This window comes from Bifidobacterium primatium (assembly GCF_002802875.1).
In the GTDB taxonomy this organism is placed as follows: Bacteria; Actinomycetota; Actinomycetes; order Actinomycetales; family Bifidobacteriaceae; genus Galliscardovia; species Galliscardovia primatium.
The window spans coordinates 1-16060 of sequence record NZ_PEBI01000001.1 but is presented as its reverse complement, the minus strand read 5'-3'; the positions used below and the strand labels follow the sequence as shown (position 1 = coordinate 16060).

Below are 16060 nucleotides of genomic sequence, written 5' to 3'. Positions count from 1 at the left end.
GGGGCAAGGAGGTGAACGCGATGGCCGATGACTCCGTTATGCCATCCGACGCCGCCGCTGAGCCCTCGATGGATCTGCCGCCGCTGCTTCTGGGAACCTACACTCCGAAGATCGACGCCAAGGGAAGGCTGGCCCTTCCCGCAAAGCTGCGCGGTCAGCTGGGTTCCGGACTGGTCATGGCCCGAGGACAGGAGCGATGCGTGTATCTGCTGCCCCACAGCGAATTCCGACGCGTCGCCGCCCAGATTCAGCGCACATCCCTGGGGAACAAGGCCGCGCGGGACTATCTGCGTGTCTTTCTTTCCGGAGCGGTCGACCAGGCTCCCGACAAGCAGGGCAGGGTGGTGGTCCCGCCCATGCTGCGGGACTACGCGGGACTGGGCAACGATGTCGTCGTCATCGGCGTCGGAACCAGGGCCGAGATATGGAACCGCGAATCCTGGGAGGCCTATCTGACCGAACAGGAACAGGGGTATGCCGATATTGCCGATGACGTATTACCGACGGTGGAGTTCTAGGAAAGACATGGATATCACAGCCATTCATCAGCCGGTCCTGCTCGAGGACTGCGTTCGTCTCGTCTCGGGGGCGGCCCAGCGGCCCGGCTCCGTCATCGTGGACTGCACGCTTGGCCTCGCGGGCCACGCCACGGCATTCCTCAAGGCCGCTCCCGACGCCCGCCTCATCGGCATAGACCGCGACGAGGAGGCCCTCGCCCTGGCAACCCGACGCATGGAGGACAACGGTCTGGCCGATCGCTTCATCCCCGTGCACTCCGCCTTCGACTCCCTCGCCGACGTGCTCGCCGAACGAGGCATCGACCAGGTGAACGCCGTATTCATGGACCTGGGACTCTCCAGCCTGCAGATCGACGAGACGGAACGGGGCTTCTCCTATTCCCATGACGCCCCGCTGGACATGCGCATGGACCCCTCCCAGCCGCTCACCGCGGAGAGCGTGCTGAACGAATACCCCGTGGAACGACTCCACGGCATCTTCCGCGAATACGGCGAGGAACGGTTCTCCGGACCGATCGCAAAGGCCATCGTGGAGAACCGGAATCACGAACGCATACGCACCTCGGCGCAGCTCAACGCCCTCGTCGACAGGGTGGTGCCGAAGGCCCACAGGCCCGCCGGCAACCCCGCGAAACGGGTGTTCCAGGCACTGCGCATCGAGGTCAACGGCGAACTGGACAAACTGGCGTCCACCCTGCCGCAGGCCGCGCTGCACCTCGCCGAGGGAGGCCGCCTGGTCGTCGAGTCGTATCATTCGCTCGAAGACAAGACCGTCAAGCGGTTCATGGCGAACGGATTGAAGATCGACGTCCCGGCCGACATGCCCGTCATCCCCGACGACGCACGACCGTTCTTCCGTGACCTCACCCGAGGCGCCATCAAGGCCGACGCCGAGGAGATCGCCTCGAACCCTCGATCGGCATCGGTGAGGCTGCGCGCCGTGGAACTGACCCGCCCCATACCCGACCGATGGGTCAGGCGGTTCACCGAAGGCCAGCATGCCGGGTACGCGGCGACCAAGACGACGAAGACCACCAGAACGACCAGGACCTCCACACGAAGGGGACGCCGATGAGCGCATCATCACGAACCGCACGCAAGCGCGTCGAATCCGCACCCCGCGGCATGCGCTCGCAGACGCAGTCGCGGCCCCATCTGCGGGTGTCCTCCGCCGAGCAGACCGACCCGGACACGCTGCGCGGACGATTGAAGATGGTGATGGGCAATGCGAGGCCGAAGCGTCTGCGCATCCTCCATTTCGTCTGCGCCATCGTATTCCTCGCCGCCAGCCTGATCGGCTCGCTGGTGCTGCGCACCCAGATGGTGGAGGACTCGTTCGCGATCACCGATACGCAGCAGTCCATCGGACGCCTCACCCAGGATGTGCAGGAACGCCAGACGAAGCTCGACGCGCTTGAGGCGTCCCTGCCGCAGAAGGCCCAGAAGCTGGGCATGGTCCCCGGCTCGGACGCCCTGACCATCGACCTGCAGGGATACCAGTCGGGAACGAACAACGCGAAGGGAAGCAAGTGAACCGCAAGGCACAACGCAGTCAGGGAGACATCTTCCGGCGCCGCGCCCTGGTCATCGGCATCGTGCTCGCCCTGCTCGCGTCGGCATGCATCGCGAGACTGTCGTACATCCAGCTGTTCTCCGCCGAATCGATGGCGCAGGCGGCCACCGCCAGCCGTACGGTCACCAAGCCGCTGCAATCGCAGCGCGGCACCATCGTCGACACCAATGGCGTGGTACTGGCGCAGAGCGTGGAGCGCTATACGGTCTACGCCGATCAGAAGGCCGTGGCCGACTTCAAGCCCGTCGACTGCAAGGGCAACAACCAGAGCGTCTGCCACTCCATCGACGGCAAGAACGTCAACGCCGAGGGCGCCGCCGCAGTGGCCAAGCTGCTGGCGCCGGTGCTGGGCATGAACACCATGGAGCTTGGCGGCAAGCTCGTGGGCGAAAGCCGGTACGTGATCCTCAAGAAGAACGTGGTGCCGGCGGTCAAGCGATCCATCGACAAGCTGCATCTCTCCGGGGTCATCAACTACGAGCTCACCAGCAAGCGCGAATACTCCGACAAGGACGGCCTGCTCGGCGGCGTGCTCGGCGGCGTCGACGACTCCGGTGCCGGAGTCGCGGGAATCGAGAAGATGACCAACGCGTCGCTGGTCGGCAAGGACGGTTCCGTCCGATACCAGCGCGGCGCCAACGGCCAGGAGATCCCCGGCACACGAACCGAATCTGAGCAGCCGGTGGATGGCGGCAAGGTGAAGCTCACCATCGACTGGGACACCCAATGGTACGTGAAGAAGGCCCTGCAGGACGCCAAGAAGAAGACAGGAGCCGACTGGGGCATCGCCGTGGTCGAGGAGGTCAAGAGCGGCAAGATCCGCGCCATCGCCGACACCGACACCTACGCCGCCGGCAGCGACGGGGCCAAGATGAACGCGTCCAAGGCCGTGACCACGGTGTTCGAGCCGGGCTCGACGGGCAAGCTCATCACCGCCGCCGGGCTGCTGCAGGAGGGGCTGCACAAGCCGACCGACAAGTTCCAGGTGCCGTACCAGACCGAGATCAACGGCCAGACCTACCACGACTCGCACGAGCACGGCCTGCAGAACCTCACGCTCGCCGGAATACTCAAGGAGTCGTCGAACGTCGGCACGGTCATGGCCTCGAAGAACTACACGCTCAAGCAGCGCTACGACTACATCACCAAATTCGGCATCGGACAGAGCACGGGACTGAACTTCCCCGGCGAATCGCGCGGACAGCTGGCGCCCTACCAGTCATGGGACCTGCGCACACGCAACACCGTGCTGTTCGGTCAGGGCTATTCGGCCTCCGCGCTGCAGATGACCAACGTCGTCGCCACCATCGCCAACAAGGGCGTGCGCTGTGGCCAGTCGATCATCGAATCGTCGACCGACGCGGACGGCAACGACACCACGCCCTCGGCCAACCAGCCGGTGCGGGTCATCGACGAATCCGTGGCGAGCGAGCTCATGGACATGATGGAGTCGATGGCCTCCCAGTACAAGAACGTCGCCAGCATCAAGGGCTACCGTATCGCCGGCAAGTCGGGCACCGCGCAGGTGGCCGACTCCAGCGGCGCTCTCAACAACCACATCGGCGATTTCATCGCCGCGATTCCCGCCGACAACCCCCGGTATGTGGTCACCGTCGTGCTGATGAACCCCGACGGCATCTACGGCGGCATCACCGCCGGTCCGGTCGTCGCGACCATTGGTGAATTCCTTATGCAGAAGTACGAGGTGCCTGCCTCGTCCGCAAGGAAAAATGCTATTCCTACAGAATGGTGAAAGGGACCATGCGAGACAACATGATCAACGCAGCAAGAGGTGAGGCATGAGCGCATTAAGCGAAGCGAGCACGGAGCATCTCACCATCGCCGACCTCCGTGAACGGTACGGTCTGATGACCGACAACAGGTCCTGCGGCAAGGTCACGGTGACCTCGCTGGCCAACGACATGGATTCCGTGAGCCCCGGCGCGCTGTATATCGCCCCGGCCATGGGGCTGAACGCCGACGTGGTGCTGCAGGCGGAACGTCGCGGAGCGTATGCGGTGCTGCTGCCGTCCTCCGCGCAAGGCCAGGGGTTCGCGGGCAACATCCCGATTCTCTACGGCGACCTGACCGATGCCGAGCACGGGCAGATGGCCGCCGACATCGCAGGACACCCGTCCAACGCCATCGCCGTGTTCCTGGTGACCGGCGAGCAGGCGTCGAAGCAGGCGTCGAACATCGCCGGACTGCTGCACGTGCTGGGCAACCCCGTCGGACAGATCGGGTTCCGTCATTCCGTGTCCCTCGAACGTCATCTGGTCGAGGAGTATCCGCTCAACGCCCTGGACATCCAGCGCATGCTGTCGGTGTTCGTGGAGGACGGCGCATCCGCGGTCGTCATCGGTGCCGACGATCAGACCTTGCTGCCCGGTGCGCTCTCGTCCGTCGTCGTCGACGTATGCGCGCTGAGCGAGCCCGACGACGCGGCGGCATCCCGTCCCTCGCTCAAGGAGACCATGGAGCGATACGGCGCCGTGCTGCGCGAACGCACCCATGTGGCCCACCGCACCGCCGAGACGGACGATATGGCCGCCCACTACGACGGGGCGAACGACGAGTCCTCGAACCGCCGGCTGTCCCTCGCCATCGCGATGGTGATGAAGGCCGGGGTGCGCAAGGGCAATATTCGCAGCGCCTTGCGGGTGACCAAGGAAATGGGCTGACGGAGGCGTCGGCGGCGGCCACCGGAGGGTGGACGCCGAAAGGGACTTACGAACTACCACGAGAAGACGGAAGAGGTTGATTACGTATGATGCTCATAACGGTGAAGGAAGCGGCACAGGCCGTTGACGGCGAGCTGCACCGCGGCTCCGCGGACGATGGCTCCGAGACCATCTTGTCGGTGGTGACCGATTCGCGAAAGGTCGAGTCCGGCTCGCTGTTCGTGGCCATCGCCGGCGAACGCGTCGACGGTCACGACTTCCTTGGCAAGGCCCTTGAGGCCGGTGCCGTCGCCGCGCTGGTGGACCATGTCGTCGACGATGTGGACATCGACCAGATCGTGGTCAGTGACACGGTCGCCGCACTCGGACTGCTGGCCAGGGAGAACATTCGCCGTCGCCGCGCCGAGTCCGAGCCGTTCACCGTGGTCGGCATCACCGGATCGGTCGGCAAGACCACGACCAAGGACCTGCTCAAGGCGCTGTTGTCGAGCCAGGCCAGGACCATCGCTCCCATCGGATCGTTCAACAACGACATCGGCATGCCGCTGACGGCGCTCGAAGTGGATTCGCAGACCCGCTATCTGGTCTCCGAGATGGGCGCCAGCCATATCGGAGAGATCGCCTACCTGACGTCGATCGCCCGTCCCGACATCTCCATCGTGCTCAAGGTCGGTGTCGCCCATCTCGGCGAATTCGGCTCCGTGGAGAACATCCAGCAGGCGAAGAGCGAGATCGTCCGGGCCCTCGACGAGGACGGCGTGGCCATCCTGAACGTCGACGACAACCATGTGGTGCCCATGGCGAACCTCGCCCCCGGACTGGTGTACTGGTTCGGCCAGGGCTCCGACGCACAGATCCGCGCCTGGAACGTAAGCGCGGACGACCACGACCGTGCAAGCTTCGACATGAAGTTGCCGGACGTGCCCGATCCGCTGCACATCCGTCTCGGCATCCCCGGACGTCACAATGTCATGAACGCGTTGGCCGCATCCGCCGCCGCATGGTATCTGGACGTCCCCGCGGAGGACATCGTGCGTGTGCTCGGCGAGCAGAAGCGCATCAGCCCCCATCGCATGGCGGTATCGACGCTGGAGCGTGCGGGCGCGTCCTTCACCGTCATCGACGATTCCTTCAACGCCAACCCCGATTCCATGAAGGCCGGCCTCGACGGCCTCGCCGGATGGAAGGCCACGGAGGGCGGCGTCGCGCCGTTCAGAATCGCGGTGCTCGGTTCGATGCTCGAGCTCGGCGGCGACGAGGCGGCGTTGCACCGCGGCATCGGCGAATACGCGGCCGGACTGGGCCTCGACGCGGTGATCGCCGTCGGCAGTGACCACGACCCCGCCCTCGACTCCCTGGCCGGCGACCTCGTCGAAGGCGTGCGCGCCGGCGGCGAAGGCACCGCGGCCGAACTGGTGCATGACGTGGACGCCGCCGACAGGGCCGTGCTGCGCCTGGCCCTGCGCCATCCGCACGCCGTGGTATTGCTGAAGGGCTCGCATGCATCGGGTCTGAGCGGACTCGCCGCCCGGTGGGAGCGCAACGATTCGGTCCCCGACCTGGCCGGTCTTTCGGAAGGCAAGTCGATCCAGAATGGAGAAACGCTGTGATTTCGCTGCTCATCGGTCTCGGTGTGTCGCTGATAGTGACCCTCATCGGCACACCGCTGCTGATCCATATCGTCCATAAGCTGCATTACGGACAGTACATCCGTCAGGACGGTCCCCAGTCCCATCTGGTCAAGCGAGGCACGCCGACGCTCGGCGGCGTCGTGATCAACCTCGCCATCGTGCTCGGCTGGGCGTGCTCTGCGCTGTACCGGCACCTCGCCTATCACGACACCCCCTCATGGACGGCCATCCTCGTGCTGTTCGCCATGCTGTCGATGGGCGCCCTGGGCTTCATCGACGACTTCGCCAAGGTGCGCAAGAAGCAGAACGAAGGCCTTTCGGTCGGCGGCAAGTTCTTCGGCCAGTTCGTCTTCGCCACGCTGTTCGCCGTGCTCACGCTCGTCGTGCCCACGAAGAGCGGGTTCCCCAGCGCGCAGGCGGGCATCGCATTCGTCGAGCATCCGTTCGTGTCGTTCGATTTCGCCGGCCGCATCGTCGCCATCGTCATCTTCGTCATCTGGGTGAACTTCCTCATGACCGCATGGACCAACGCGTTCAACCTCACCGACGGTCTCGACGGTCTGGCGTCCGGCAGCTCCATGGTCGCGTTCGTCGGATACTCGCTCATCGCGTACTGGGAGAGCTACCATCTCAAGGGCGGTTCCGGCTCCGGATTCGCCTACTCGGTCTCCGATCCGCAGGACCTGGCCATCATCGCCGCCTGCGCCGTCGCCGCCTGCTTCGGATTCCTGTGGTACAACACCAATCCCGCCAAGATCTTCATGGGCGACACCGGTTCCCTGGCATTGGGAGGCCTGTTCGCGGCGCTGTCCATCACCACTCACACCGAAGTGCTCGCCGTCATCCTCGGCGGCCTGTTCGTCATGGAGACCTGCTCCGACGTGATTCAGGTCGGATACTTCAAGATGACGCACAAGCGCGTCTTCAAGATGGCGCCGATCCATCACCATTTCGAACTGTGCGGCTGGCAGGAGAACACTGTCGTAGTACGCTTCTGGATGATCGAGATGCTGTTCGTGCTCGTCGGACTGGTGGCGTTCTACTCCAACTGGCTGGTGGGATCGGGCCAGTTCTGACGTTCGGATGTGCCGCATGGGGCCGTGCCGAGGCGCGACGCCATGCGGCGATGCTAAGGAGGCAGGTCGTATGACCAAAGTTGAGGATTTTTCCGGTGCAACGGTGCTGGTGGCCGGACTGGGGGTCTCCGGAAGGAGCGCATGCACGGTGCTGCGCGACCACGGGGCCACGGTGCTGACGTTCGATGAGCGCAAGCCCGAAGCCGACTACCACGCCGAGAACGAGATCGAATTCGACCGACTCGACGCCATCATGACGTCACCGGTGTTCGCCCCCTCCACGCCGTTCCTTCAGGAGGCGGCACGCCGTGGCCTCGACGTCATGAGCGAGGTCGAGCTCGCATGGCGTCTGCGCGTCGACTCGAGCCACACCGGCAAGCCGGCCTCGTGGATCGGCATCACCGGCACCAACGGCAAGACGTCCACGACGGAGATGACCTCGGAGATGCTGCGCGCCGCCGGACTGCATGCGCCGGCCGTGGGCAACATCGGCACGCCGGTGTCGGCCGCCGCCGTCGACCCCTGCAACGACGCCCTGGCCGTGGAACTGAGCTCCTTCCAGATGCACTACACCGATTCGTTGGAGCTGGACTGCGCCGCGATCACCAACCTCGCCGACGACCATCTCGACTGGCACGGCGGATTCGAGAACTACGCCGCCGACAAGGCCAAGGTCTACCACGGCGTGAAACGAGCACTGGTCTACAACGCCGATGACGAACGCGTAAGCGAACTCGCCATGGCGGCCAGCCCCGCCGAAGGATGCCGCCGCGTCGGATTCACCCTGCACGAGCCCCACGCCGGGCAGATCGGCGTGGAGGACGGCTGGATCGTGGACCGTTCCGGACTGCGCAGCGCGGACGCGCCCGAACGCGTGGCCAAGATCCTTGACTTCGCCCATCTGACCGAGCCCGATGGCACGGTATACCCCCACCTGCTGGCCGACGCGCTGTGCGCCCTTGCCCTGGTGCTGGGCAGGGGCATCCCGACCAGCGTGGCCGTCGCCGCATTGAAGGCGTTCAAGCCGGGCGGCCATCGCATCGTCAAGGTGGCCGAGGCCTCGTCGAAGAACGGCGTCATCCGCTTCGTCGACGATTCGAAGGCCACCAACGCGCACGCGGCCAGGGCCTCGCTGTCGAGCTTCGGGCCCAAGTCCGTCGTCTGGATCGCCGGTGGCCTCGCCAAGGGCTCCCGTTTCGAGGATCTGGTCGCCGACCAGGCGAAGACCATCCGCGCCGCGGTCGTCATCGGTGTCGATCAGGAGCCGATGAAGGCGGCGTTCGCGGCCAAGGACCCCGACATCCCGCTCACGTTCATCGAACCCGAACCGAACGACACCGTGATGGACCGTGCCGTCGAGGCGGCGGGAGCCATGGCGGAGCCGGGCGACGTGGTGCTCATGGCACCCGCCTGCGCCTCCATGGACCAGTTCCGGTCATACGCCGACCGCGGCGACCGCTTCGCGAAGGCGGCCCGCCGCTGGGTGACGGCCCATGCCGAATAAACGACGCAGGACCGGCCCCCGTGCGGTGGGCTCTTCGTCGTCGGGCGTCAGGTCATCGGGCTCCTCGAAGCGGCTTGTCGTCCGCGACGCCGAACGTCCCGGCGACGACGTCCAGCTCAAGGGACTGGACAAGGCCGTCGCCCTGGTGACGAACGGCTCGCCGGTCGCCAGCGGTGGCCGTCCGAACCGCCGTCCGGTGAACTATTCCGGCATCCGCTGCCTGCTCAACCCAGTATGGTGCTATTACGGCTTCATCATCTCCGTGGCGGCGCTGACGTTGTTCGGCATGATGATGGTGTTCTCCAGCTCCACGGTTGACGCGGTCGCCAGCGGCGACTCCCCGTGGAGCACCATTCTCTCGCAGCTGCTGTATTCAGGCCTCGGCCTGTTCGTCGGATTCGTGCTGACGACGCTGCCGGTGAAGTTCTACCGCACACTGTCGCCGGTCATGCTGCTCATCGCCATATTCCTCCAGCTGCTGACGCTCGTCCCGGGCATCGGTTCCGCGGCCGGCGGCAACGTCGGCTGGATCGTGCTCGGTCCGATTCGTTTCCAGCCGGCGGAGATTCTCAAATGGAGCGTCTGTATATGGATGCCGTCGGCCCTGCTGGCGTCGCGTTCGTTCCGGCTCCCCGGCTGGCGCGCCTATGCGGCTCCGCTCGGCGGTTTCGTAGCCGCCTTCGGGGCCGTCATGGTGGGCAAGGACCTGGGAACCGCCATGATCGTCGTGGTCATCGGCGCCGTGGCGCTGCTGTGCGGAGGATTCCCGCTGCGGTGGTTCTTCGGTCTCGGAGGCCTCGGATTCGCCGGCATCCTGCTGCTGTTCGTCACCGGCAGCTCCAACCGCATGAGCCGCATCCTGGCCACATACGGCACCTGCTCCGCAGAGGACGCGCAATCCGTGTGCTACCAGTCCATTCACGGCACCTATGCCTTGGCATCGGGCGGTTTCGCCGGAGTCGGCCTCGGCAATTCGCGCGAGAAATGGAACTACCTGCCGGCCGCCCACAACGACTTCATCCTCGCGATCATCGGCGAGGAGCTCGGTTTCCTCGGCACCTGCGCCGTGGTGCTCGGCTTCGTCGTGCTCGGATGGTGCCTCATCAACATCGCCATACGTCACCAGGACGCCTACGCCCGCATGGTGCTCATGTGCATCGCCGTATGGCTCACCGGTCAGGCGCTGGTCAACATCTCCGTGGTCGTCGGCATCCTGCCGGTCATGGGCCTGCCCATGCCGTTCGTCTCCGCAGGTGGAACGGCGCTGGTCATGTGCCTTGCGGCGTCGGGCACGGCGGTGCGCATGGCACGGGCGCAAAGCGAGATCAAATCGGCGGTATCCCGCGTCTGACGGGGTGCGAAACACCTGAACGGCCCCGACGGGTCGATTCGGGCGGATGGGGCGGTATGCTCATAAGCATGTCTGAAGGAGTAAGCATCGTGCTCGCCGGTGGCGGCACCGCAGGTCATGTCAATCCGTTGCTGAGCATCGCGTCAAGCATCCGCGAAATCGACCCCAGCGCCTCGATCAGCGTCATCGGCACGAAGGTCGGCCTTGAGCAGCGGCTCGTCCCCGCTGCAGGATTCGAAATGGACACCATCGAGAAGGTGCCCTTCCCCCGCAGCATCAACGCCGACGCATTCCGGTTCCCCTTCCGCTGGGTGAGCGAGACCAGCAAGGTGAAGAGGATTCTGCGGGAGCGTCACGCCGACGTGCTGGTGGGCGTCGGCGGATACGCCTCGGCCCCCGCATACTACGCCGCACACGCCATGGGCATTCCCGTGGTCATCCACGAGCAGAACGCCCGCGCCGGCATGGCCAACAAGCTCGGCGCCCGCTGGGCCGACTTCATCGGCACCGTATACGAGGATACGGGACTGACGGCCGGCCCCCACGCGACCATCGAGCGCGTCGGTCTGCCGCTGCGTCCCGCCATCGCCGAGGTCGCGGCCAAGATGGAGCAGGATCGTGCCGCCGCCCGCCGCGAGGGCGCCGAGGCGCTGGGAGTCGACCCCGACCGTCCCATCGTGCTGATCACCGGCGGTTCGCTCGGCGCGCAAAGCCTGAACGTGGCCGTCTCCAACGCCGCACGCGAGCTGCTCGACGTGGCCCAGGTCATTCATCTCACAGGCAAGGGCAAGCTCGGCCAGGTGCGTCAGCTCGTCTCCGCCTCGGCGGGGGAGCAGGTGCTTTCCGGCATCGGTCCCGACAGCCTCGGCGTCGGTGACTACCATGCCGCGGAATATCTGGAGCGCATCGACCGGGCGTTCGCCTGCGCCGACCTGGTCATGTGTCGTTCCGGCGCCGGCACCGTCGCGGAGATCGCCGCACTCGGCCTGCCCGCCGTCTACGTGCCGCTGCCGATCGGCAACGGCGAGCAGAAGTACAATGCGGAGCCGGTCGTCGAGGCCGGTGGCGGCTTCCTCGTGAAGGACGACGACTTCACCAGCGAATGGGTGGTCTCCCATGTGCCCGGACTGCTCGGCGACAAGGATCGTCTCGCATCCATCGCCCACGCCGCATGGGGATACGGCATCCGTGACGCGGCCGAGACCATGGCGAGGCGCGTGCTCGCCCTCGCGCGGCACTGAACGCCGGACGCGTAATATCCCGACCGCGTCGATAATGGAATGAGTTCGTTTTCCAAAAGGAGATATTGTCGTGTCAGATTGCGCTTGCAGCAAGTCCATCGTGCTGGAGCCCACCAGCCGTCCCGAGGACGCCGAAACCCTGACGGTCCAGACTTTGGGCCGGACCCATTTCATCGGCATCGGCGGCGCGGGCATGAGCGTGTTGGCGGAGATCCTGCATGAGCGTGGCGTCGAGGTCCAGGGTTCGGACAGGGAGCTCGGCCCGAAGGCCAGGCGCCTGCAGTCGCTGGGAATCACCGTGTTCGTCGGTCAGCAGGCCCGGAATGTCGAAGGCGTCGACACGGTGGTGTGGTCCAGCGCCATCAAGCCCGACAATCCCGAGATCGTCGCCGCGGTCAAGGCCGGTGCGCGGCTCATGCACCGCAGCGATGTGCTCGCGTTGCTGATGACATCGGCCCGCGCGGTCACCGTCGCCGGTGCACATGGCAAGACCACGACCAGTGCCATGATCGCGCACATCCTCGTTCACGGCGGCAAGGGAGAGCTCGCTGACCCCAGCTACGCCATCGGCGGTTCGATCCAGGGGCCGGACGGTCCCGTTGACGGCGGTCATGCCGGCAAGGGCGCGGTATTGGTCGCCGAAGCCGATGAATCCGACGGCAGCTTCGCCAAATACCATCCGGAAGTCGCCGTCATCACCAACGTCGAGGCCGAGCACCTCGACCATTACGGCACGGCCGAGGCCTACCGCCAGGCGTTCGTCGACCACGCCCACCACGCCACGGGCCATGTGGTGCTGTGCGCCGACGACGAGGGCGCGCTGTCCGTGCTGCGTTCCATGGACGCCGATGCCGCCTCCCGTGCCGTCGCCTATTCGACGCACACCCTCGATGAAATCGGGGACGTCAACGGGGCCATGTTCGTGCATATCGACCATGAGGCCGAGGCCTCCGCAGGCCATGGCAACGCCGCGGCTTCGGATGCGGTGGAGTCGTTCATCCTGCACATGCCCGAATCCCTGCACGCCGCAGGCGACATTCCGGTGCATCTGCGCATCCCCGGCATTCATAATGCACGCAACGCCACGGCCGCCATCATCGCCGCGGCGCTGCTGGGCATGGACCCCGCCGATGCGGCGAAGGCCGCCGGTGCGTTCCGTGGCGCCGCCCGCCGCTTCGAGATCCGAGGCGAGGCCGCCGGCGTGACCGTGGTCGACGACTACGCCCATCACCCCACCGAGATCGCCGCCATGCTCGACGCGGCCCGTCGTCGCTTCCCCGAATCCACGATTCGCGTGCTGTTCCAGCCGCATCTGTTCTCCCGCACCAAGTTCTTCGCCCATGATTTCGCCGAGGCGCTGTCCAAGGCCGACGACGTCATCGTCACCTGCATCTTCCCGGCGCGCGAACGCCAGGCCGACTATCCCGACATCAGCTCCAGGACGGTCGTCGATGCCGCGGCCGGCATCGCCCATGATCCGTCCGACGGCTGGATCGAATCGGTGCCCGACATGTGCCAGGCCGCCAAGATGCTGGCGATGCGATGCAAGCCCGGCGACGTCATGTTCACCGTCGGCGCCGGAGACATCACCGACATGGCCGACGTCATGCTGTGCGTGCTCAAGACACGCGCGGAGGACCAGCAGTGACACGACAGCACGGAGGAGCGTGATTCATGGCCGGACGAGTCGTCTCGTCGCATCCGGGACAGTCCGACGACGGCGGGGCCGAACCCCGCGGAAGGACGCTTCGCAGCGACACGGACCGTGAGGTCCGTCGCGGTCGTGTCACCGAAGGCGTTGCCGGCAGGTCGGGCCGCCGTGCCGTCAGATCGGCGGCATCCGAGGTGGCGGCGAAGTCGACACGCCTGACGAAGGACGATCGGACGGAATCCGAGGATTTCGTCGACGCACGGCGGATGGAAAGTCGCAAATCGGTCTCGGAACGTCTCGACAGCCCCGATTTCGGCGGTCCCGGACTGTTCGCCCGCCCCAAGGTGGTGAACTTCCCCGAGCGTCTCGCGGAACGTCGTCAGGCGTATCGGCGTCGGAATATCATTCGCGCCGCCATCGCGCTGCTTATCGTCGTCCTCGTCTCATTGCTGACATGGGCGTTGCTGTTCTCCCCGCTGCTGCGGCTGCAGGCCAGCCAGATCACCATCTCCGGAACCAACACATGGGTCTCCGAGAACCAGGTGTTCGACATCGCCCATGAGCAGGCCGGCAAATCACTGATACTCGTCGACACCTCGACGATAGAAACCGACATCGGCGACCTGCCGGGAGTCACGTCCGCCGAGGCGACCAAACGGTATCCCCACGGCCTGAGCGTCACCGTCAAGGCCGAGGTTCCCGCCGCCGTGCTGAAGTCCGACGGCGGCTCCCTGACCGCGGTCGACAGGGAAGGACGCGTGCTCAACGCCGTCAACGCCTCGGTGAAGGGCATTCCCGTCATCAACGTGAAGAACGCCGAGAAAAGCCTCGACAACAAGGCGGTGCAGCAGGCGCTGAAGATCCTGGGCACGCTCGACGAATCGATGCGACGCAAGATAGTCAAGGTCGAGGCGAAGACCCAGGACTCCGTCACGACCAAGCTCAGCGACGGCTATACCATCATCTGGGGCAATTCGTCGGACATCGCCCTGAAGAAGGCCGTGGTCGACAAGCTGCTGGAGAATCCGAAGCAGCTCGACGGCGCGAAGACCATCAACGTCGCCGCGCCCGACAAGGCCACCATCAAGTAACCAAAAGAGGATTCGATGCGTGGACAGCCGTGGCATGCGACAGAGGGCCGTTCTTGCCTGCCGTGGACGGGCGAACGGCCCTCTGCGCCGTAAAGGCCTGGGGATTATTTCATAAGAACATCAGTGTCATATGAGATGGTCACCGGTCCGTCGTTGACCAATGACACCTGCATATGCGCCCCGAAACGTCCTTCGCGCACGACGATGCCGTAGGATGTCAGCTCCGCATTGAAATCATGCCAGACACGTTCGGCATGGTCGGGCCTGCCTGCGCCGGTGAATCCCGGACGGTTGCCCCTGCGCACGTCGGCGAACAGCGTGAACTGGGATATCGACAGCACCTCGCCGCCGACGTCGAGCAGTGAGCGGTTCATCCTGCCGCTCTCATCCTCGAACACCCGCAGATGGGCGATCTTCCGTGCCAGCCATGCCACCTGTTCGGGGCCGTCGGCGTCGGCGACGCCCACCAGCAACATGTATCCTCTGCCGATGGACTGCGGCTTGAACGGTTCGTCCTCCTCCGATTCCGGTACGACGGAAACCGAGGCCTGTGATACTTTCTGTACAACGATACGCATATGGTTCAGTCTACGATTCGGCGGGACGTCGCGTTGAACGTCATGCCGCGTGGGTCGCATCGCGTGGAATTGTCACCCCTGCAGATCCTCCAGCTGCTTGCGCGCCTTATGCAGTTTCGCATAGATTTCGTTGCGTTGCGCGGGGGCTTTTGCACGGGCATGGTCACGTTCCAGCTTGGCAATCTGGTCCTGCAACGTGGCGACTCCACTTCGACGGAGGATGCGGGCGTCGAGGTCCGTTCCGTCCTCGCTGCCAAGAATGGCCTGTGCGCAGAGGGAATCCCAGATTTCATCCAATGTCGCGCCATGCAACGTCAGACGAACGTTGCCCGCCGGATTCCACGAGCCCACATACGTCTTCGTTTCGGCGACATGGCCGACCCTGCCGGGCGCCTTGCGGCATACGGCGAACGCGCATTCCTCTTTTCCGGCCGATTCGTCCGCTGTGGAGTCGCGGACCACGACGAACACGATGCCGCTTTTTCGTCGCGCGGCGATGAACGCCAGCACATCCTCGGGAACCTCATCGCCGGCGATGAGGATGCCGAGGACCAGAACCTCATGACATCGCGCGCCGTCGGCGACTCCGGCGTTCGCCGGGCGGATGAGGCCGAGCATGGTGATGGATTGTACGCGTTCGGTGAATTGCCTCTTCAATCGTGAAGATATCGGCGCCTTGGCATAGAACACCTGCTTGGGCAGGGTTCCCTTCTGTGCGGGGATGGCCGTGGTCCTTGGCAATCCCAACGTCAGAGCGGATATGGAACCGCATTCGGCAACCGTCATCATTGACCTTCCTTCGCTGCGCGTCGCGTTTCGTCGTGTATGCAATCAACGATACCGCCACAAATCACGTTTGCCACGTTCAAAACCGTGGTCACTCATCGTTTTCAGCCACGACACGCCGGGGGAGCGGTCCCTTCGCGTCCGAAAACAACGAGTGTCCGGAAACGGTGAGTGATTGGGGGAGCAAGTGGCCGAAAACAGCGAGTGATGGCAGCGAGTGATGGTTGCATGTATGGACGAGTGCGGAAACGAAAAAAGGCAGAACGCCTGCCGACGTTCTGCCCTTTATCTCAGTTATCTCAGTGGAGCCGGCGGGAATTGAATACAAAACCCGTAAGCCCTTTATTTTCAACGATTCTGCACGGCGCAAACGGTAGGC

At 64.9% G+C, this 16060-nt stretch carries 14 protein-coding genes; 12 read left to right on the top strand and 2 right to left on the bottom strand.

The window, feature by feature from the left end:
- Nucleotides 1-20: 20 nt before the first annotated feature.
- The 12 genes from mraZ to CS006_RS00015 all read left to right on the top strand — a co-directional run bounded on the left by mraZ (nucleotide 21) and on the right by CS006_RS00015 (nucleotide 14317).
- Complete coding sequence (mraZ, locus tag CS006_RS00070) at nucleotides 21-518, top strand: division/cell wall cluster transcriptional repressor MraZ (RefSeq protein WP_100509782.1); 498 nt, start codon at nucleotides 21-23, stop codon at nucleotides 516-518.
- Between the two features lie 7 nt (nucleotides 519-525).
- A complete protein-coding gene (gene rsmH / locus CS006_RS00065) occupies nucleotides 526-1593 on the top strand; it encodes a 16S rRNA (cytosine(1402)-N(4))-methyltransferase RsmH (protein ID WP_100509781.1) in 1068 nt (355 codons plus the stop codon).
- A complete protein-coding gene (gene ftsL / locus CS006_RS00060) occupies nucleotides 1590-2051 on the top strand; it encodes a cell division protein FtsL (protein ID WP_100509780.1) in 462 nt (153 codons plus the stop codon). The genes rsmH and ftsL overlap by 4 nt, the downstream gene beginning before the upstream one ends.
- Nucleotides 2048-3844, top strand: a complete 1797-nt coding sequence (locus tag CS006_RS00055) for a peptidoglycan D,D-transpeptidase FtsI family protein (RefSeq protein ID WP_100509779.1) — start codon at nucleotides 2048-2050, stop codon at nucleotides 3842-3844. The genes ftsL and CS006_RS00055 overlap by 4 nt, the downstream gene beginning before the upstream one ends.
- A gap of 46 nt (nucleotides 3845-3890) precedes the next feature.
- A complete protein-coding gene (locus CS006_RS00050) occupies nucleotides 3891-4772 on the top strand; it encodes a UDP-N-acetylmuramyl peptide synthase (RefSeq protein ID WP_100509778.1) in 882 nt (293 codons plus the stop codon).
- Between the two features lie 86 nt (nucleotides 4773-4858).
- On the top strand, nucleotides 4859-6382 hold the full coding sequence (locus CS006_RS00045) for a UDP-N-acetylmuramoyl-tripeptide--D-alanyl-D-alanine ligase (RefSeq protein WP_100509777.1): 1524 nt from the start codon (nucleotides 4859-4861) through the stop codon (nucleotides 6380-6382).
- Nucleotides 6379-7479: a phospho-N-acetylmuramoyl-pentapeptide-transferase gene (gene mraY / locus CS006_RS00040; protein ID WP_100509776.1), complete on the top strand. Its 1101-nt coding sequence runs from the start codon at nucleotides 6379-6381 to the stop codon at nucleotides 7477-7479. Before CS006_RS00045 ends, mraY begins: the two co-directional genes overlap by 4 nt.
- Before the next feature lie 70 nt (nucleotides 7480-7549).
- Nucleotides 7550-8983, top strand: a complete 1434-nt coding sequence (gene murD / locus CS006_RS00035; RefSeq protein ID WP_100509775.1) for a UDP-N-acetylmuramoyl-L-alanine--D-glutamate ligase — start codon at nucleotides 7550-7552, stop codon at nucleotides 8981-8983.
- Nucleotides 8984-9125: 142 nt separating this feature from the next.
- Entirely contained in the window at nucleotides 9126-10334 is a 1209-nt protein-coding gene (locus tag CS006_RS00030; protein WP_423734825.1) for a peptidoglycan glycosyltransferase FtsW, read from the top strand.
- A 68-nt stretch (nucleotides 10335-10402) separates the two neighbouring features.
- Complete coding sequence (locus tag CS006_RS00025) at nucleotides 10403-11575, top strand: UDP-N-acetylglucosamine--N-acetylmuramyl-(pentapeptide) pyrophosphoryl-undecaprenol N-acetylglucosamine transferase (RefSeq protein WP_100510408.1); 1173 nt, start codon at nucleotides 10403-10405, stop codon at nucleotides 11573-11575.
- 70 nt (nucleotides 11576-11645) lie between these two features.
- Complete coding sequence (gene murC, locus CS006_RS00020; protein WP_100509773.1) at nucleotides 11646-13223, top strand: UDP-N-acetylmuramate--L-alanine ligase; 1578 nt, start codon at nucleotides 11646-11648, stop codon at nucleotides 13221-13223.
- A 26-nt stretch (nucleotides 13224-13249) separates the two neighbouring features.
- Nucleotides 13250-14317: a cell division protein FtsQ/DivIB gene (locus CS006_RS00015; protein ID WP_100509772.1), complete on the top strand. Its 1068-nt coding sequence runs from the start codon at nucleotides 13250-13252 to the stop codon at nucleotides 14315-14317.
- Between the two features lie 104 nt (nucleotides 14318-14421).
- Here the strand turns inward: CS006_RS00015 and dtd are convergent, their stop codons facing one another.
- Both dtd and CS006_RS00005 read right to left on the bottom strand, forming a co-directional pair.
- Nucleotides 14422-14895 (bottom strand): D-aminoacyl-tRNA deacylase, encoded by a 474-nt coding sequence (gene dtd, locus CS006_RS00010; RefSeq protein ID WP_100509771.1) that lies wholly within the window; start codon nucleotides 14893-14895, stop codon nucleotides 14422-14424.
- Nucleotides 14896-14967: 72 nt separating this feature from the next.
- Complete coding sequence (locus tag CS006_RS00005) at nucleotides 14968-15684, bottom strand: DUF4391 domain-containing protein (protein ID WP_100509770.1); 717 nt, start codon at nucleotides 15682-15684, stop codon at nucleotides 14968-14970.
- Between the last annotated feature and the right edge of the window lie 376 nt (nucleotides 15685-16060).